The following is a 17,164-nucleotide window of genomic DNA, read 5'->3' as shown; positions in this document are numbered from 1 at the left end:
GGCAAAAAAACGCCGAAGCCCGCGGGATCGCCCGCGAACTTCGGCGTGTCGGTCATGGTGGGCCCACCAGGACTCGAACCTGGGACTTGCCGGTTATGAGCCGGAGGCTCTACCAACTGAGCTATAGGCCCCGCAGTTCCTTACGGCGCGGTTTGCCCGCTGTCAAGCCGGGCACGCGGCGCACGCCGCCCGGGAAACGGCTCAGAAGCCGTCCTCCTCGCCGGTCTCGCCCAGGTATTTCAGCACCTCGTAGTGGACATGGTCCAGAATGTCGGTCAGGCGCGCCACGCAGTCGTCGCCCACGGCCTTGCCCAGCAGGGCGGCGATGAAGGCCGCCCTGCGCGCGTTGACCAGCGCCGCATGGCCCTCTTCGTCATTCCGGGGCAGGGCGTCCAGCGTGGCCTGAAAGTCCCTGAGTTCCTCTTCGCCAAGATCCTTGATAGGTTCGGGCACCCCGTCGATGAAGACGATGCCGTCGCGCACCTCCAGCATGACGGGCTTGCCGTGAACCTCACCAATGCAGACTTCCATGCGTCCTCCGTCGTCGGCGCTGCGCCGCGTCCTGCACGCCCCCCGGATGGCGGGGCTTGCGATAGCCAAAGATCCGCTGCCTGGCGCGCCGGTGGCACAGGGTACATCAGAGTCCGCCGTTTTTCAAAAGCCCGGACCCGCCCGAAAAGTTGACACTCTATCACTTATCGGATAAATGATTTCCGTCCATATGCACCCACCATCACAAGGAGGCTCCCATGTTCCGAAAAACGCTTCTCGCCCTGGCGCTCGCCCTGGCCCTGGCCGTGCCCGCGGCGGCCGCCGACAACGGCTTCTACATGGGCCTGAAATTCATCGACTCCATCCAGAGCACAGGGCCGGTGTCCAAGGGCGGCGGCGCGAACTTCTTTGACGCCGGCGAGTATTCCCAGAACACCATCGGCGGCGGCGCCTTCCTCGGTTTCGACTTCTATCCCCTGTATCAGGTGCCCGTGCGCGCTGAGATCGAATACGCCATCCGCACCAACTCCACCACGAGCTGGAACGACAAGTATTCCGCCGGCGTCGACCTCAAGGGCCAGTGGGGACTTCAGACCCTGTTCCTCAACGCCTACTGGGATTTCCACAATGACAGCGCCTTCACGCCCTACATCGGCGCCGGTCTCGGCATGGGCTTCATCAGCAACAGGTATGAAGTGGAGTTCGGCAATGAAAGCGAAAGCGTCAATGAGCTGAACACCGTATTCGCCTGGAACGCCGGCGCGGGCGTGGCCTATGCCATCACCGACAACCTCTCGGCCGACCTGGCCTACCGCTTTGTGGGCCTGGGCTACAACGAGACGGAAAAAACCATTGACGGCGAAAAGTGCAAGTTCGGCACGTCGCCCTATGCCAACGAGTTCAGCCTCGGCATCCGCTACACGTTCTAGACACGTTCTGGAAATGAACACTCCATCGATTAAAGTCGGTGGAGTGTTCACTTCTCCTCTTCCACACTTCGTCACAACTCAAAGTTTCTCCCCTCGTTTCTCCACCGCCCCTTGAAATCCTGAGATGGCACCGCACACTGCGTGCGAGGCCTCCCTCCCGCCCATCACCCCACGCTCTCGGCAGGACATGGTCATTCGCCATACCCTGCCTCGCGCTGGTGCTTGAGGACCAGAATACGCACCTCCTCTCCCTGCGCTTCGTAAAACATGGCTACACGGTCAAGAATCCTGTGCAAAGAATGCACCTGACCATGTGCTGTGCATCTCCGAATGATATGCCGGGAACAGTTTTTCAGGATACGCTTTTCCATGATTCAGTCATTTCCAAGAAATATTCTGCGGAATTTTTGCAATCAGGCACTGGGAGGGGCTGTGAACAGGTGCGCGAGATGAGGAGAATACGTCCAGAAGTCATGCGCGAAAACGGCATTTCGCACAGACACACGGCGCACAGGAAGGACGAAGGGGAGACTTTGGCAAAAAAATTTCGTGAGAAATTCTATCTTATTGGCGTGCTTTATCATCAGATACACTGACGATTTATGCGGGGACTTTAGATAAAAGAGTAAATTAATTTAGTATGTTATAGAATATTCCACGTATGGGTTTCAGCCTTGGCAAATGAATGAGGAAAAAACTTGTCAGAAGAATGGCGATAGGATAAGAAATCCACGACTTCATTATCAGTGTATCTGACAGTTCAGCTTCCGCGAGGAACTGCTGTCCTCCGATTGGCCGCCCCGGCAGACCGGGGCGCCAGAAGGCAGCGGAGCTGCGTGCACGAGAATCTTCGGGGACGCTCATGACGCTTTCGCAAAACAACGACAGTCTCCCCACAGCCGCACGCCGGGGGACGCAAGGGGCGCCCTCGCTGGCGGACTTCGTCAGTGGCACATGGTTGCCGCACATCAGGGCGAGCAAGGCAAGCTGGAAGCTGGAGGAGAACACCGCCAAAAACCACATCCTGCCGATGTTCGGGCAAAAACGCCTCGACGCCATCACCGAGGCGGACGTGCGGCGTTGGCTCGCGGGCTTTGAACGGCAGAATAGCGCTCCGGCCACCCGTAATCGGCGTTTCCATGTGCTCAAGGGCATTTTTGACCTGGCCGTGGAAAGGGGTGTCCTGGCGGCGGCGCCCACCCGGCAGATACGCTGTGCGCGAGTGGCGAAGACGCGCTGGCCCTCGCTGGACAGGGAGCATCTCTCCTTCCTGCTGGAGGTTCTGAACAGGAGCGAAAGGCGGGAAGCCCGGGCACTTGCCCTGCTGTTGCTCACGGGCGCGCGCAAGAACGAGATCCTCACCGCCCGGTGGGAAAACCTTTTTCTGGAAGAAAACCTGCTGCTCGCCTCCCGGCCGGGGACAGCATCCTGGCGCAAGATATGGCTGTCACCCGAGGCTCGGGAGATCTTTCGGAGTATCCCCCGCCAGGTAGACTCCCCGTGGATATTCCCGGGCAGGGACAAGGCGAAACCCATCTCGGATATTTTCCTGTTCTGGAAAGAGGTGCGTGCGGAACTGGGCCTTGAAGACCTGACAATCCGCGACCTGCGCTATGTGTTCGCGGACTGGCAGCTGCGGTCCGGCATGAGCATGCCCACGCTCCAGCGCTGCATGGGCATCACGGATATGCGGGAACTGCATGCGCGGTTGCTGTGTTCGGGAACGGGGCATGGGCCGCTCCCTGCTTAAGCGCTGCTGGCGGGCATCGCCGCAATCCCTGCGCCTGTTGTTTTGTGCGGGCCTGTGCCTGTTGAGGGCGCAAAAGCGGCGGCGGGAAGTGGCGGCAGCGCAGCCGCTCTTCGTGTGCGGGGCCTTCGGCAATACCAGCGGTCTGGCGCAGGGCGCACGGCTTTACGTTGAACACCGCCGTGAAATGGGCGGCCATCTTCATATGGTGGATATAACGAACTCCATGCGCATGCCCCGCGACCGGCAACCTGCGGAAGGGCTGCTTTCCGAAGTGGATGCCGCCGCCATGCGCGGCCCGGGCACAGTGGTCATCCACGCCAATCCCCCGCAGTTCCAGCTGGCGCTCTGCGCCCTGGGCAAGGGATTTCTGCGGGGCAAGCGCGTGGTGGGCTACTGGGCCTGGGAGCTGGAGACATTGCCCCCGGTCTGGAAACATGCGCTGGACTATGTGGATGCCGTGGAGGTCCCCAGCGCCTTTGTGGCCGATGCCGTGCGACGCTGCACGCGCAAGCCGGTCACGGTGGCGCCGCATGCCGTGCCCGTGCCCCAGCGGCGCAAGACGGAGTATGCCCGAGAGGGCGTTCTCCGCTGTCTGTATGTTTTTGATGCCGGGTCTTCCTGGGAACGCAAGAATCCCCGGGCCGTGCTGGAGGCTTTTGCCAGGGCGTTCAGACCGGGCGAGGCGGAACTGACCTTCAAGGTGGGCAACGAGGATACGGACCCGGAACGCTTCGCGCAGTTTCGGACCATGTGCGCCGCAAGTCCCGGCGTCAGCATCATCACCGGAGTTCTTGAGCCGGAGGCCATGGAAGACCTCTATCTCCGCCACGATGTCTATCTTTCGCTGCACCGTTCGGAAGGCTTCGGCCTGACCATTCTGGAGGCCATGCGCCATGGCCTGCACGCCGTGGCCACGGGCTGGTCGGGCAATATGGACTTTATGACCGGGGGTCTGGCGCATCCGGTCCCGTACACGCTGGTGCCCATGGACATCGGCAGCGGTCCCTGCAAAGGACTCAGAGCCAGGTGGGCGGAGCCTGATGTGGAGGCTGCGGCGGCAATTTTGCGGAAGCTGCATCAGGAGCTGGCTGAAACCAATGCCTAGACTGGAGCTGCTTTTCGGCAACCTGAAACGCATTTACGCCGTGCTGCCGCCGATGTTGCAACGGCGCATCATCGGCCTCTTCTGCGGCATGACGATTTTGGGGATCATCGAATTGACGAGCATCATGGCCCTGACGGGATTCTTCGCGGTGCTGAACATGCCGGAGCGCTTCATCGGTTCCGGCCCCGCGCGCACGCTGCTGGAGCTGTTCCCGGCGCTGGGTCCCGCATTCGCGGACCGGCGCCTGTTCGTGCTCTGCGCCTGCATGGTGCCCATCGTCCTGATCCTGCTCAAAAATCTGCTCTCCGCTCTGGTGGCCTGGCGGTCCTCCATGCTGGCCGAACGGGTGGCCGGCCATGTGGGCATGAACATCATGGAGCGCTTCCTGAACATGCCGTATGACTGGCACCTTTCCTCCCAGAGCAGCCGCGCCATGACGGCCATGCAGTGGCGTTTCAACCTCGGCCAGATGCTGCTGCAGATCCTGACGGCTTTCAGCAATCTCATCACGGTCTGCCTGCTCTTTCTGGGACTCACCCTTTACGCGCCCGGCGTCACGCTGAGCACGGTGGCCTTCATGCTGGCCGTGTCGCTGCTGACCTACCAGCTTTTGCGCCGGCGCATCGACCGGGCCTCGGCCCGGGCGGCCAAGGCGCAGCAGGAAGAAACAGCGGCCAGCATGACCGCCCTCGGCGGCGTGCGCGAACTCATCATCTACCAGCAGCAGCCGATATTCCTCAAGGCCATCGGCGACCAGGTGAACGCCGGCATGAGGCCCAGGACGTTCCTTGGCCTCAGCGCCACCGTCCCCACGTGGACGCTGGAAAGCTGCGGCTTTTTCCTCATCTGGCTAGCCATGTTCCTGCTCATTTTTGTTCAGGATGCCGGGCTGCCCGCCATCACCACCACAGTGGCTCTGCTCACGCTCACGGCGTGGCGTGTGTTGCCGTCCCTGAACCGCGTGGTCGGCGCCACCGTGGCGTTACGCGGCTTGCAGGCCACGGCCCTGCCGTGCCTGGACTATTTTGAGGAACTGAACGCCGCCGATGCCGCGCTGGCCGTGACGCCCGCACCGGGGTTCCGCATCAGCGGCGACATCGTCCTTGACCATGTCAGCTACCGCTATCCCGGCGCGGACAGGGACGCGCTCACGGACATCTGCTGCACCATTCCCCTTGGCAGCACGGTGGGCCTGGTGGGACGTTCCGGCGCGGGCAAGAGCACCTTCATCAACATCCTGAGCGGCCTGCTGGAGCCTGACACCGGCCGGCTCCTGGTCGATGGCAGGCCCATGAGCGCCGCGGAACTGGCCGCATACCGGCGGCATGTCGGGTATGTCCCGCAAAACCCCTATCTGCTCGCCGGAACGGTGGCCCAGAATGTGGCCTTCAGCGACTGGGGCAAGGAGCTGGATGAGGCAAAGGTGCGCAGGGCCTGCCGCGAGGCGGCCATCGACTTTCTGGGACCGGCGTGCTGCCAGACGGACCGGGTGGTGAGCAAGGGCGGCAACGGTCTCTCCGGCGGCCAGTTGCAGCGCGTCTCCATCGCCCGCGCGCTCTATACCGAGCCGGAGATCCTCATCTTCGACGAGGCCACGAGCGCCCTGGACCAGGCGAGCGAGGCCGCCGTGCAGGAGACCGTGCTGGCGAACAGGGGCAAGAGGATCTGCGTCATCGCCGCGCACCGGCTGAGCACCCTGGAAGTGTGCGACATGGTGATCTGGCTGGAAAAGGGAAGGATACGCGCCCTTGGCGCGCCCGCCACCCTGCTTGACGCGTATCTGAAGGAACAGAGGCATAATGGGGAACGCGCATGCTGAACCTCATCAGGCGCACGTCACACGGCTCGCCCTTCAAGGCCTACGACATTCGCGGGCGCGTGCCTGAGGCGCTGGACGCCCCTCTGGCATTTGCCCTTGGGAGCGCCCTGGTGGACGTGCTGGGGGCGCGGGAGGTGGTGATCGGGCGAGATGCGCGCCTTTCCGGCCCGCTCCTGCGCGACGCCCTGGTGGACGGCCTGCGCCGCAGGGGGGCAGCCGTCACGGACATTGGCATGTGCGGCACGGAAGAGATCTATCATGCCACAGCCGATCGCCCTTTTGACGTGGGCGTCATGATCACCGGCAGCCATAACCCCGGGGATGAAAACGGCTTCAAGCTGGTGCGCGCCGGGGCCATTCCCGTGAGCGGCGATTCCGGGCTTTTCACCATCCGCGACCGGGTGGAGGAACTGCTGGGGACGGCGCCCGCTGCTCCCGACGCCGCGCTGGCCCCGCTTCGCGAGGGTTCCTTCCGGGATGACTATGTACGCCGGCTGCTTGCCTGCAGCGGCGCGGACAGGCTCGTTCCGCGCCGCGGGCGCCCCCCCCTCAAGATCGTCGCCGATGCGGGCAATGGCTGCGCCGGTCTTGTGCTGCACGATCTGGCGCGGACGCTCCCCTTTGACTTCACCTTCCTGCACATGGAACCGGACGGTTCCTTCCCCAACGGCGTGCCGAACCCGCTCTTGCCGGAACGGCGGGCGGCCACGGCCGCAGCCGTGCGCGCTGCCGGGGCTGACATGGGCATTGCCTGGGACGGGGATTTCGACCGCTGTTTCTTTTATGACGCCGATGGCAAGTTCATCGAAGGCTATTACTGCATCGGCCTCCTGGCGGAGGAGCTGCTGCGCAGCGCGCCAGGTGGCAGGATCGTGCACGACGCCCGCGTGTACTGGAACACGCAGGATGTGGTGCGCGCGGCGGGCGGCGAGCCTGTCATGGGCAAGACAGGCCATGCGTTCATGAAGGAGCGCATGCGCGCCGAGGACGCCCTCTATGGCGGCGAAATGAGCGCGCATCACTACTTCCGCGATTTCGCCTATTGCGATTCCGGCATGCTTCCCTGGCTCCTCATGGCAGCCCTGGTGCAGCGCACGGGGCGGTCGCTCGGGGCACTGGTTGCCGAACGTATGGCCGCGTTTCCCTGCAGTGGCGAGATCAACCGCCGGGTCCCGGATGCGGCCGGCCTCCTGCGCGTTGTCGCGGAGCGCTACACGCCCCGGGCCTTGCATGCGGATGAGATGGACGGGATCAACCTGGAATTTTCCAACTGGCGCTTCAACCTCCGCATGTCCAATACGGAACCGCTCCTGCGCCTTAATGTGGAGACGCGGGGCGATGCCGCCCTGCTGGAGGACAAGACCGCCGAACTCCTCTCCCTGCTGGAGCGGGAAGGCGGCGCCATCCCGGCCTGAGGGCGGCCGGCTGGAGTGTTCCGGCCACGGCCTCGGGGCCTGGTCAGCTGAGAACGAAGGGATTGCATCAATGGCACCCATTGCACCGGTCATTCTCTGCGGCGGCAGCGGCACGCGCCTGTGGCCGCTTTCCCGCGAAGCCTATCCCAAGCAGTTTGTGGATCTGGGCGACGGGCGCACCCTGTTCAAGGATACCCTGGCCCGCGCCACGCGCATCCCGGGCAGTCAGGAGCCGGTCATCGTCTGCAACGAGGCGCACCGCTTCTATGTGTCCGCAAGCCAGCGGGAAACCGGCGCACAGGCAGTCATCCTGCTTGAGCCTGCCCCGCGCAACACGGCGCCGGCGATCGCGCTCGCGGCCCTGGCCCTGGCGGCCGGGGGCGAAGACCCGCTGCTGCTCGTGCTTCCTGCCGACCATGTCATCGAGGACGAGGATGCCCTGTTGCGCGGGGTGGAAGCCGCGGCGCCCCTGGCGGAACAGGGGCTTGTCATTACCTTCGGCATCACGCCCGCGGGTGCGGAAACGGGTTTCGGCTACATCGAAACGGGCGCGCCAACAGGGTATGGAGGCTTTCGCGTCGCGCGCTTCGTGGAAAAGCCCGATGCCGCGACGGCGCAGACAATGCTGGAACACGGGGGCTATTTGTGGAACAGCGGCATGTTCCTCATGCGCGCTTCCGTGTATCTGAAAGAGCTGGAACGCTTCGCGCCGGCCATCGCCGCGTCCTGCCGCGCCGCCTGGGAAGCCCATTCGCTGGATGGCGCCTTCATCCGGCCGGACGGCAACGCATTTTTGGCCTCCCCGGCCGATTCCATCGATTACGCGGTCATGGAGCACACAGACCGCGCGGCCGTGGTGCCGCTGGCGACCCGCTGGAGCGACCTTGGCTCCTGGGAATCCTTCTATCAGGCCGGACAGGCGGATCCTGACGGCAACGTCCGTCACGGGGACGTCATCATCCATGACACGCAAAACTGCTATTTCAACGCCCGGAATCGCCTGGTGGCGGCCATAGGCGTGCGCGACCTCGCCATCGTGGAAACGCGCGACGCCCTCCTGGTGGCCCCGCGCAGTCGGGTGCAGGAGGTCAAGGCCATCGTTGCCAAACTGGCTGCCGCCGGACGGCAGGAATGCAAGGTGCATCCGCTGGTCTATCGCCCCTGGGGCAGCTACGAGACGCTTGTTTTGGGCGACCGCTTTCAGGTGAAGCGCATCATCGTCGATCCCGGCGCGGAACTCTCCCTCCAGATGCATCATCACCGCGCCGAACACTGGGTCGTTGTCAAAGGGACTGCCGAAGTGGTCAATGGCACGGAAACACGCCTGTACACCGAAGATCAGTCGACATACATCCCCATTGGCACAGTCCACAGGCTGCGAAACCCCGGTCTCATTCCTCTTGTGCTCATCGAAATCCAGTCCGGGACCTATCTTGGCGAAGACGATATCGTGCGGTTCGCCGATGCCTACGGACGTGGGGAAACTCCACAAGAATGCAAGTGAGAACGGTAATGATGGAGATATCCTGAAAGAATAGATATAAAGAAGTATCGTGGAGTTCAAATGGAATATACTCATTTCAACTAAATGAAATTACTCTACAAGAAAAAATATCATGACGAACAGCGGAAGGATGGTATGGTGAAAAAAGCGATCATTACCGGCATCACAGGACAGGACGGCGCATACCTTTCCCAATTGCTTCTGGAAAAGGGGTATCAGGTCTTTGGCACATATCGGCGCAGTTCTTCTCCCAATTTCTGGCGCCTGGAGCACCTCGGTCTGCGTCGCCATCCACATCTGGAACTGGTGGAATTCGACCTCACCGACCTGTCTTCGGCGCTGCGCCTGGTAGACAAGACCGAACCGGACGAGATCTACAACCTGGCCGCGCAGAGTTTTGTGGGGGTCTCCTTTGACCAGCCTCTGACTACCGGGGAGATCACGGGCCTTGGTCCCGTCCATTTGCTGGAGGCCATTCGCCAGGCCAAGCCCGATACCCGCTTTTATCAGGCCTCCACTTCAGAAATGTTCGGCAAGGTGCAGGAAGTGCCCCAGACCGAAACCACGCCCCTGTATCCGCGCAGTCCCTATGCCGCGGCGAAACTCTATGCCCACTGGATGACCATCAATTACCGGGAAAGCTACGGCATCTACGGATGCAGCGGCATCTTGTTCAACCACGAATCCCCGCTCCGTGGCATTGAATTCGTCACCCGCAAGATTACCGATGCCGTGGCCCGCATCAGCCGGGGAACGCAGGACCGCCTGGAACTGGGGAATCTTTCCTCGCAGCGGGACTGGGGCTTTGCGCCCGAATATGTGGAGGGCATGTGGCGCATGCTCCAGGCCCCGGAACCGGACAGCTATGTGCTCGCCACCGGGCGCACCGAGACGGTGCGGAATTTCGTGACCATGGCTTTCAAGGCTGTGGGCATGGACATCGCCTGGCGCGGCGAAGGCCTGCATGAAGAAGGGTATGCGCCTGCAAGCGGCAAAACATTGGTGAAGGTCAATCCCCGGTTTTACCGCCCGGCGGAGGTGGACCTGCTCATCGGCGACCCGACCAAGGCGAAGGAAACGCTCGGCTGGCAGGCGCATGTCGGCCTGGAGGAACTTTGCCGGATGATGGTGGAGGCTGATGTGGAACGGATCGGAAGAGAAGAGGGCAAATAAATGAACAGCCTCGTGAAAAAGACCCTGAAATGCGCCCTCCGCCCTTTGGTCAGGTCCATGTCGCGGATGTGTTCGATCCTGCAGAAAGAACTGCAAGAAAGCCCGCACCTGGCAGAGGGGTCCGGGAGAACCCAAAAATGCTCTGATAGCCCCTTCAGGATTGATCCGAATTTTTTTACCAGCAATATGTCTGAAAATGAAAAGAAAATGCTCTTTAAGAATAATGTGCACTATCTCCTCATCGAAAATTCGTCATTTTGTAACAGAAAATGCTGGTTTTGTTCGAATAGGTCTGTAGATATTAAAGAAGAGACTCAATATTTATCTGAGGAATTATTTTTAAAAATACTTTCTGAGTTAAAAACTATAAATTATAGTGAAGATTTAGCTTTTGCTCTTTGCAATGAGCCTCTCTCTGACAGACGCCTTCCAAAATTGATTGAAACTGCCAAAATATATTTGCCAAATGTTAAAATACACCTCAATACAAATGGAGATTATCTTAATAAAAATCTTTTGGATGATCTCTTGGCTTCTGGATTGGATAGGATGTTGATTTCGGTTTATATTGATGAAAAAAAGCCATATTGGTCATATGAAAAAGCAAAATTGGCAGTGATTGCTATGGCAAATAAATTATCGTTGAATATGGAAATATTGAGTGAAGAAAACCAAACAATTTGTCAAAGCATTGGTAGATACATGAAAAATTCACATTCTCTCTATATAGTTATGCACTCAGATAACCATACAGCAACAACAAACGATCGTGGTGGAATGATTCCTGACTATACCCCTGTAAATAGACGTGGTAATGAGCGTCGAAAAATTTGCGTTGCCCCATTTACGCAGTTTGTCATTTATCATGGAGGGGAGGCATGCGCTTGCCATAATTTACGGCCTGATTATCCGGGACATAAAGATTTCATTGGTGGTTCAGTTGGAACGAGCAGCATATTCGATATCTTTGCAGGGCCTGTTTATAAAAAATTTCGGGAAGACATGCTTAGGCTTGATCCGCCGGCCTGTTGCTCAAATTGTCCAGAGGATATTGATATTGCACCTCATTACAGATTGATAGAACAAGCATAATAATTACACATTATTATTTATAATATGAATTTAATATACGCTTTTGAAGGATACTATAAATGAAAATAGCCTTCATCACAAATCCTTCTGTGCAGTGTGGCGTTTCCCAATATGGCCTGAGCATTATTGCCGCCCTGCAAGACTTTTCCCGAAATACGGTGATATCCTATCCCCTGGCCGGCAAGCAGGACTTTGAAGCGGCCCGGGAGGACATCGCCGCTGCCGATCTGGCAGTGTATAATTATCACCCGAATACACTCGGCTTTCTCAGCAAAGCCGATATTCGCAGCACGGGAAAACCCGCAGTCGGCCTTTTGCACGAGTTTGACTATGTTACCGCCTATACGGAACTGGCCGATCTGTTTCGTTACCGCATAGTGTCCGACCCTTCCCTGGCAAGCCGCCTCCCCGGCCTCTGGAGTGTGCCGCGCATTGTGCCCCAAATACCCGTTGCCGCGCCTGCCAATGACATTTTTACCATCGGCACGTTCGGCTTTGCCACGCAAGGCAAGAACTATGATGAAATCATCCGCTTTGCTGCCCGGCATTTTCAGAAGGCCCGCATTCGCCTGCACATCCCCAACTCCTTTTATTGTGACAAGGATGGAAAATATGCCAGACAGATGGTGGATGATTGCCGAAAACTTGCGGATGACCGAATAGAGATTGAATTTTCCGGGGAATATCTTTCTGAAGAAGCACTGGTCAGGTTTCTGGCAGCCAATGATCTTAATATGTTCCTGTATGATGATCAGCCGGGGCGCGGAATTTCCAGCGTCCTTGATTTTGCCGTGGCCGCCGAGCGTCCACTGGCTCTCTCCCAGAGTACCATGTTCCGCCACGTGCGTGCCGTTGCGCCTGAGCTGTTTCTGGATATTTCGCCTCTTGAGCGCATTCTTGCGGAAGGAACAGCGAGTTGCCAACGGCTCAAAGCGCTCTGGACACCCAAAAACGCAGCCAACGCCCTGGATGGGATTTTTGAGGCTGTTCTGGCTGATTTCGCACGGCCCCGGACGCATCGAGTGAACACTGTCCTGACAGATGACCTCAGGGTGGCATTGCAGCCTCGCGAAGAGGAAATGAAGCAACTGTGCCCCACTATATTCATTCGCAAAATACCCCGCGCAAATGTGCAGCAGGCATTTGTTCTCGAGCAGGTGGAGCGGCATGCACAGCCTGGGGATGCCGTGCTTTGCGTTGGCTATAATGACGACACCGCCTACTACACACTGCAGGAAAAGGGCTACACAATTGATGCAATCGATCCGGAATTCAATACTGATCTTGATGGATTTTTTAAGCAGTACCATGGCAAACGTTATTATGATTGTATTTTTTCCACTTCTGCCATTGAGCATGTTGCCGATGATGAAACATTCATTTCCCAGATCGCACAGTTGCTGGCTCCGGGGGGCATTGCCATTCTGACCATGGATTTTCAAGAAAAATATCAGGATGGCGCCGCTATCCCAGCTGCGGACAAACGCCTTTACAGCACAGCCAGGATTCTCGGAAAGTTTGTTCCTGAGTTGCATGGATGCAGACTTTTGGATGTTCCGGACTGGAATGAATATGAACCAGATTTTGATCATGATGGTTGCCGCTATCATTTTGCGACCCTTGTATTTCGAAAGAATGCAGAAGTGTATGACAATGCGGCGGAGAAATATGAATACCAAATGTGCCTGATGTCAAAAACTGACAAGTGGCGATTGAAGAAACTTGATTATGAATATTCGCAAACGACTGCGAAGTTGGTCCTGCTCCATCAGGAATTGGATATGCTGCACAGGGAAAATGCGCGCATCGTCAACTCACTATCCTGGCGCGTGACAAAACCCATACGATTCATGATCCTTTGCCTGCAGAACCCGCACGATGCTGCCAGGAAGCTCAAGGAAAAGATCAAAACCATTCCCGGAGCGCACCGCCTCAGAAAACCTTATCGCTATTTGCAGTTGTTGCGGAAGGACCCCCATGACTTCTGCTCCCGGGTAAAAAGAAAGCTCGCCTGGCGTTTCGCCATACGCCGGCCTGATATTTTACCCGCGACGAAAAAAAGGGAAGGACGGGAGATCGCCGCCATACTGAAGAACAGGGCCAGCGGCATCTCTTTCGGCAAACGTCTGTCAGGAGGCAAGGATGAGGACTGACATCCCCAGCCGGATCCTGGCGGATCTGCGCGCATGCACAAGCCCGTGCTCCAGTGGGCGCGGAATAGGCAATCTGTCGCTGTTCTGGTTCACGGAGATGCTGCGACACCGTGAAAACCGGGAACTTTACGCCCTGGTGGATGTCAATGGAAAAGAGCGTATCCCTCTGCCCGGTCTTCAAGGTAACCGCCGCATCCCCTTCCCACCCCCTCCCGTCTGGTCGTCGGACAGAGACTGGCGCGGCGGCGAAGCGGATAGCCTGAGCAATGCCGCCTATTCTTCATTTGTCGCCCCTTACCGCGCTGATGTCATCCATGTGGCGCACGCCTTTGAAGATTATGCGGCGGAACCTGGCGGGCTGCCGTATCGCGCCATGCACTCGCCTCATCAAGTCATAGCCGCCACTGTCTATGACTTTATTCCCATGGTATTTCCCGAATACTATTTTCGAAACACCGACTTCAAGCATTTTTATCTTTCACGAGTGCAATGGCTGCGCCAGGCTGATCTGTTACTGTCCATCTCGAACGCCACTCGCAATGACGCTATTGATATCGCGGGAATCGCGCCACATAAAGTTGTTGTGGTTCCTCCCCGTGTGGACTTCGGGCGGTACAGGCCATGGACATTCGCTGACGAAGAAAAGAGGGGATTTCTCGGCAGGTATGGCATTCATCGACCTTTCATCCTGTATGTTGGTGGTGACGAATACCGCAAGAATATCGACGGCGCGGTACGCGCTTTTGCCTTATTGCCTTCCGGGCTGAGGATGCGGCATCAGTTGGTCATTGCCTGCAAAGTTGAAGACGAACGGCGAAAATCCTTGCTGCGTATGGCCTCAGGGTTGGGTGTCCGCCCTGATGAGGTGGTCATTACCGGCTTTGTCCCCGATGAAGATCTGCCCCCACTCTACGCATTGTGCAAACTCTTCATTTTCCCCTCCTATTATGAGGGCTTGGGCTTGCCTCTGCTGGAGGCCATGGCCTGTGGCGCGCCGGTTCTGGCCGGCGACAATTCAAGTCAGCGCGAGATCATCGGGCGTTCGGACGCGCTTTTTGATGCGCAAAAGGATGCATCCATCGCCGCTGCCATGCACAATGCCCTGACCGATGATGGCTTCAGGGTGGCGCTGAGCCAATACAGTATCGAAAGGATACACGATTTTTGTAGGAATGATCCCGGAAAAATCATCCTTGAAGCGTTTGATGAAGCTCTCGCTCGCAAAAGAAAAACTACTTTTCAATATATACAGTCAGGTGGTCTGCCCCGTAAGCGTCTGGCCGTATTCACCCCCCTGCCATCTGACAGAAGTGGTATAGCCGATTATGCGGCGTTCTTTCTGCCATACCTCGCGGAATTTTTTGACATCGATATATACACAACGTGCAAGCAATTGCGCTGTCCTCAGATAACTTCAGCCTTTCGTGTCTATGCCGCCAAGGATTTTCCCGATGCTGCAGCTGCTTATGATCATATCCTCTACGAATTCGGCAATTCAGCCTTCCACGCGCATATGTTCGAACTTCTGGAACGCTTTCCCGGAGTGGTGACCCTGCATGATGCCTATCTGAGTGGCGTTTTGTACTGGATGGGAAGGGAGGGCTTTGTGCGGGAAGCGTTGTATTCGCACGGCTCTCTTGCCAGGCGGATTCTTTTGCCATCGCGCCAGGTGGATAACGCAGATTTCGAAGCTATTACAAAACTTCCCTGTACCCGCCGTGTTCTTGAACAGGCGGTTGGTGTCATTTCACATTCCCGATGGAATCTTGAACTGGCAAATAGCTGCTATCCTGAAGGATTGCCCTCCCCATATCGTATCATACCTCAGGCTGCCAAAATTGCTAAACCCAAATCAGCAGACGAAAGGGCATCCATCAAGAAACGTCTCGGGCTTCCGGAGAACTCCATTATCATTGCCTCATATGGGCATATCTCTTTTACAAAGATGAATGATATTGCGTTGGACGCTTTTTTAAACAGCAAACGTCTTATGGAAAATCAGGATGTTTACTTCATTTTTGTAGGGCAGGCTGGAACAGATAACTATAGTATTGATATCGAAAATAGAATCACAGAGGGAACGTCTTCTAGGATAAAAATTACAGGATATATTAATGATAAAGACTATGAATTATATCTTTCTGTTACAGATGTTGCTATACAATTACGTAAAGACTTTCGTGGAGGAACTCCAAAAGGTGCAGTTGACGCCATGGCACACGGAATTTCCGTGATCACAAATAGATATTCAGGAGACTATGCGGACTACCCAGATGATGTCGTATATATGTTGAGTGAAGTTCCTGACGAAACGGAAGTCAGAAGCGCCATTGAAACGCTGGTCTACTCGCCAGAATTAAGGACGAAACTTGCGAATAAATCACGAGACTACATACACATGAACAATAATCCACAAATATGTGCATCTCTCTACGCTGATGCAATAAAAGAATTTTATGACATATGTAGTAATACTACAAAAAAACGTGAGATTGATGTTTACACAAAATCGATTTCTCCAGCTGTATGCAGAGAGGATACATTAAAGTTTGCTGGATGGATTTCCTCAAGGAGTTTTGTCCCCGCAAAACGTAGAAAGTTGTTTATAGATGTCGGATATACAGCAGAAAATAATCCACATACTGGTATTTCTCGCGTTGTTCGAGAAATTGTAAAAAATTTATACCGTCTGGATATGAGTGAATTTGACTATATTGCAGTAGAATTAAAAGATGGACATCTTGTACCTGCAATATCCTGGCTAAATAGCCTTGGGGCAATTTTTCCTGAGGAAAACATTCCCGTTGATTCTGTAGATTTTTCTTGTGGAGATATTTTATTGATGCTTGACTCTTCGTGGTCAAGGTATAATGAATATTTGCCATTATTTGAAAGGCTAAAAAAAGTTGGAGGTGAGGTAATTACAACGATATATGACATTTTGCCTGTTGTATTTCCGGAAAATGATATGGTACAAGGCTCTCGAGAGTGGTTTACCAATTGGCTGGATACTGCAATTAAACAAAGTGATCGCATCGTAGGTATTTCCTCAGTTGCTATTGAGGAACTGCGCGCGTGGATAGAAAAACGCGGTCTCCTTCCCCCGACGCTGTCGTGGTGGCATCTGGGGGCGGATCTTCCCGCAAGTACAAAATCACCATGCCTCATCCAGGAAACCACGTCCCCACAAAAGCCTTTTCTGCTGATCATCGGTACGATCGCTCCACATAAAAATCAGGCATTGGCATTGGATGCCTTTGCTACGCTTTGGGAGCAAGGTTGTGAATTATCCCTTTGCATTGCGGGAAATGAAGGCTGGATGGTAGAATCCCTGATGTCACGCATCAGAGATTTGAACACCAATGAATCCCGCTTTATTTTTATAGAAAATCCCACTGATACGGATCTCGAGCAACTGTATGGCAATGCCGCAGGACTGCTTTTCCCCTCCAAGGGAGAAGGCTTTGGCCTGCCAATCATTGAAGCTGCCCACTATGGGACGCCTGTCCTTTGTTCAGATATTCCTGTCTTTCATGAAATTGCCGGCGACCATGCGTTTTATCTGGATATCTCCTCCTCGGATGCATTGGCCGCAGGCATCGCAACGTGGTGGAAACTCGCACAGGATGGCCGGGCGCCATCGTCAGCTGGCATTCCTGTGATGACGTGGGAAGAAAGCACGCGGCAGCTGCTGTCCGCGATCGGACTCATTGAAAAGACAAACTAGGAGCA

General features: G+C 56.4%; 11 protein-coding genes and 1 tRNA gene. 10 read left to right on the top strand and 2 right to left on the bottom strand.

Annotated features, from left to right (window positions below; all coding sequences use genetic code 11):
- Positions 1 to 55: 55 nt before the first annotated feature.
- Both QZ294_RS00570 and QZ294_RS00565 read right to left on the bottom strand, forming a co-directional pair.
- Positions 56 to 131: transfer RNA gene (locus QZ294_RS00570), tRNA-Ile, on the bottom strand.
- A gap of 70 nt (positions 132 to 201) precedes the next feature.
- Positions 202 to 531, bottom strand: coding sequence for a hypothetical protein (locus QZ294_RS00565; protein ID WP_297045152.1), 330 nt, complete (start codon positions 529 to 531; stop codon positions 202 to 204).
- Positions 532 to 749: 218 nt separating this feature from the next.
- On the opposite strand from QZ294_RS00565, the gene QZ294_RS00560 reads away from it, so the two are divergent.
- From QZ294_RS00560 to QZ294_RS00515, 10 genes are all read left to right on the top strand, one after another.
- Positions 750 to 1,421: an outer membrane beta-barrel protein gene (locus QZ294_RS00560; RefSeq protein ID WP_297045150.1), complete on the top strand. Its 672-nt coding sequence runs from the start codon at positions 750 to 752 to the stop codon at positions 1,419 to 1,421.
- 862 nt (positions 1,422 to 2,283) lie between these two features.
- Positions 2,284 to 3,171 carry a tyrosine-type recombinase/integrase gene (locus tag QZ294_RS00555; RefSeq protein ID WP_297045147.1) on the top strand — a complete coding sequence of 296 codons (888 nt, stop codon included), beginning with the start codon at positions 2,284 to 2,286 and terminating at the stop codon, positions 3,169 to 3,171.
- Positions 3,152 to 4,276, top strand: coding sequence for a glycosyltransferase family 4 protein (locus QZ294_RS00550; RefSeq protein WP_297045144.1), 1,125 nt, complete (start codon positions 3,152 to 3,154; stop codon positions 4,274 to 4,276). The genes QZ294_RS00555 and QZ294_RS00550 overlap by 20 nt, the downstream gene beginning before the upstream one ends.
- Complete coding sequence (locus QZ294_RS00545) at positions 4,269 to 6,095, top strand: ATP-binding cassette domain-containing protein (RefSeq protein WP_297045142.1); 1,827 nt, start codon at positions 4,269 to 4,271, stop codon at positions 6,093 to 6,095. The genes QZ294_RS00550 and QZ294_RS00545 overlap by 8 nt, the downstream gene beginning before the upstream one ends.
- Positions 6,089 to 7,510, top strand: a complete 1,422-nt coding sequence (locus tag QZ294_RS00540) for a phosphomannomutase (protein WP_297045137.1) — start codon at positions 6,089 to 6,091, stop codon at positions 7,508 to 7,510. Before QZ294_RS00545 ends, QZ294_RS00540 begins: the two co-directional genes overlap by 7 nt.
- Before the next feature lie 70 nt (positions 7,511 to 7,580).
- Entirely contained in the window at positions 7,581 to 9,014 is a 1,434-nt protein-coding gene (locus QZ294_RS00535; RefSeq protein WP_297045133.1) for a mannose-1-phosphate guanylyltransferase/mannose-6-phosphate isomerase, read from the top strand.
- 135 nt (positions 9,015 to 9,149) lie between these two features.
- A complete protein-coding gene (gene gmd, locus QZ294_RS00530; protein WP_297045130.1) occupies positions 9,150 to 10,187 on the top strand; it encodes a GDP-mannose 4,6-dehydratase in 1,038 nt (345 codons plus the stop codon).
- The gene (locus tag QZ294_RS00525) at positions 10,188 to 11,279 is read left to right on the top strand and encodes a radical SAM/SPASM domain-containing protein (protein ID WP_297045127.1); all 1,092 of its coding nucleotides are present in this window, start codon (positions 10,188 to 10,190) and stop codon (positions 11,277 to 11,279) included.
- Positions 11,280 to 11,338: 59 nt separating this feature from the next.
- Positions 11,339 to 13,432 carry a methyltransferase domain-containing protein gene (locus QZ294_RS00520; RefSeq protein ID WP_297045124.1) on the top strand — a complete coding sequence of 698 codons (2,094 nt, stop codon included), beginning with the start codon at positions 11,339 to 11,341 and terminating at the stop codon, positions 13,430 to 13,432.
- On the top strand, positions 13,422 to 17,159 hold the full coding sequence (locus tag QZ294_RS00515; RefSeq protein ID WP_297045121.1) for a glycosyltransferase: 3,738 nt from the start codon (positions 13,422 to 13,424) through the stop codon (positions 17,157 to 17,159). Before QZ294_RS00520 ends, QZ294_RS00515 begins: the two co-directional genes overlap by 11 nt.
- Positions 17,160 to 17,164 lie beyond the last annotated feature (5 nt).

Source organism: uncultured Desulfovibrio sp., assembly GCF_910584445.1.
GTDB lineage: Bacteria > Desulfobacterota > Desulfovibrionia > Desulfovibrionales > Desulfovibrionaceae > Desulfovibrio.
The sequence above is the reverse complement of the archived record's forward strand: the minus strand, read 5'-3'. Positions and strand labels throughout refer to the sequence as shown.